Source organism: Microcystis sp. LE19-10.1B (assembly GCF_027530565.1).
GTDB classification, from domain to species: Bacteria; Cyanobacteriota; Cyanobacteriia; order Cyanobacteriales; family Microcystaceae; genus Microcystis; species Microcystis aeruginosa.
In genome coordinates this window covers 1-2,145 of sequence record NZ_JAPZQM010000741.1, presented here as the reverse complement: position 1 = coordinate 2,145, position 2,145 = coordinate 1, and the positions used below count along the sequence as shown (strand labels likewise).

The window sequence follows — 2,145 nt, the reverse complement described above, 5'->3', positions numbered from 1 at the left end:
CTTATCTGGCAAGAGACTTAATTGATTAGTTCGCTCTAGATAAAAAACAATTGACAAAAATCGCTAAATGCCTTTCTATATAAGGGTTCCATCCCTTATAACCCCCGTCCATTGCATAACAATTACCGAAGAGCCATTTTTCGTACAACCCACGCTTTATCTTGGAGGTGCTACACTGGGTCTAGCTGGGCTAGGTTGTGCCGTAGCTGGAATAAAGAATCTGATAAAACCTTAATCCCCTTACTTTAGATGTTTTTAAATACCTTAATTTAAAAGTATGTTAACATCCCTGACTCTTCGGAATTTCAAAAGCTATCAGGAGGCAACCTTGTCTCTAGCAGCCATCACCTTTTTAATCGGTGCTAATGCGTCAGGGAAAAGTAATGCACTAGAAGCAATTCGCTTACTTTCGTGGTTAGCGAAAGGCAGCAGGTTAGATGACATTGGCGACAAAATCTAACTCTTTGCTAAAGGGTTTCTGACAATTAACGTACTTAAATTGACGACGATTAACTTGTAGGTACACTGGTTAGCCTGAGAGCGGTAAATCTTTGACTAAATGTCGATGATTTTGGTGGAGTTTATCGCTCTCTAACCCACAACGAGGACAGGTTGCTTTTTTATTTTTTGATTCAATTCGTCAAAATATACCGATATTTTCTAGGTGTCGATAGCCTTGAATACAGGTTCCTTGTAGGTTCAAAAATTTGTCAAGTATCATAAGTAAAACACTCGGGTTTTTGTCCATTATATCAAATCTTAACTCGATTGTCTATCTTTTGGTATTAACCTGTTGATGCCTTAAGTCCTTCCCTGTATGAATTTCAGCTACTTTTGAGCTTAGGTACTCTCATCGAATTTTATTTTAAGTTAATTATTTGCATAACAATTCCCGAAGAGCCGAACAAAGTAACACCCATCCCTACCGAGCGCTCCTCAATTGTGAGCAGGTGCATCGAATTTATCTGAAAGAATTAGGGGAAATTCAGCAGTTACCCCTAGGGGTTGCCTTGATGGTACTCACCACTGTGGAAGAAACCCAAGCACCAGAAAAAGCCCGCTATTTACTGGCACGAACTCAACAGCAAATTGCAGATCCAGAAGCGGGTCGCGCCATAATAGAAATGATTGCCACAATTATGGTGTATAAATTTACTAACTTGAGTCGGCAGGAGGTGGAAGCGATGCTAGGACTACAATTGGCAGATACAAGGGTATATCGTGAAGCCAAGGAGGAAGGTCGCGAGGAAGGTCGTCAGGAAGGAGAATCTGCGCTCATCCTGCGGCTCCTCTCGCGTCGGATCGGTGAAGTGACTCCTGAAAGGCGATCGCAAATTCAAGCTCTCTCAATTAATCAACTGGAAGCTTTAGGAGAAGCTTTGTTAGATTTTACCCAACCCGAAGATTTGGAGGAATGGTTGCGATCGCATCTATCGCCCCTGTAATTGGGAGTAAGCCATCAGGGAGCAAAATGTAAAAATTTCTTAAATTGTGAATTATGCTAGGATTCGCCCTAGAATGATCAAAAATCATGACTACACAAGCAACAGTAATCCAAGGCACAGCCAAAGAAATTAGGGAAGCACTGGCACTTATACCAGATGATGAAATTGTCAGCCTTATGGTAGGTCGTCCCAGCTTATCTATTATTGCCAGAAAATTACAGCACGAGGCCGCAACTCTTGGCATAACAGCTGCGGAACACGACGCACTCATGGCATCGTTAAAACTTGACATCCTCACCGCCGTAAAACGGACGGCGATTCCCAAACCTCACGATTTAGGTTTCTGCTTCTTTCCCTTGCGGGGTTCCGCACCTGCCTTAACAGATTCACTCTGTTCTGGTCTTATGGTCGCGACCCGGACTGACACCGCAAGCCCTGCGGCCAAAATATTTTTACTAGCGTTAATATCTCGGTCATGGTGAGTCCCACAGTCTGGACAGTCCCATTCTCGAACATTTAACGGCATTTTCTCAGCAATATACCCACAATTACTACATCTTTTAGAGCTAGGAAACCATCTATCTATTTCGATGTAATTTCTCCCATACCAACGGCATTTATAGGCTAATTGTCGAGGGATTTCTCCCCAACTAACGTCAGATATTGCCTGAGATAATTTCGGGTTTTTGACCATATTCTT

2 protein-coding genes and 2 pseudogenes are annotated in these 2,145 nt (G+C 42.5%); 2 read left to right on the top strand and 2 right to left on the bottom strand.

Annotated features, from left to right (window positions below; genetic code table 11):
* The first annotated feature begins 277 nt into the window (after window positions 1-277).
* Entirely contained in the window at window positions 278-460 is a 183-nt protein-coding gene (locus tag O9332_RS26720; RefSeq protein WP_012267295.1) for an AAA family ATPase, read from the top strand.
* On the opposite strand, the pseudogene O9332_RS26715 reads toward O9332_RS26720, so the two are convergent.
* Window positions 446-721: pseudogene (locus O9332_RS26715) on the bottom strand (transposase family protein); the annotation flags it as partial. The gene O9332_RS26720 and the pseudogene O9332_RS26715 overlap by 15 nt on opposite strands.
* A 169-nt stretch (window positions 722-890) precedes the next feature.
* Here O9332_RS26715 and O9332_RS26710 point away from each other — a divergent pair.
* Window positions 891-1,445: pseudogene (locus O9332_RS26710) on the top strand (DUF2887 domain-containing protein); the annotation flags it as partial.
* 328 nt (window positions 1,446-1,773) lie between these two features.
* On the opposite strand, the gene O9332_RS26705 reads toward O9332_RS26710, so the two are convergent.
* On the bottom strand, window positions 1,774-2,145 hold a 372-nt coding region (locus O9332_RS26705), incomplete at its 5' end, for an RNA-guided endonuclease TnpB family protein (RefSeq protein ID WP_288028083.1).

Bases quoted from the DNA above. Each gene is read 5' to 3' on its own strand.
- O9332_RS26720 (WP_012267295.1), top strand. From the start codon at position 278: ATGTTAACATCCCTGACTCTTCGGAATTTCAAAAGCTATCAGGAGGCA.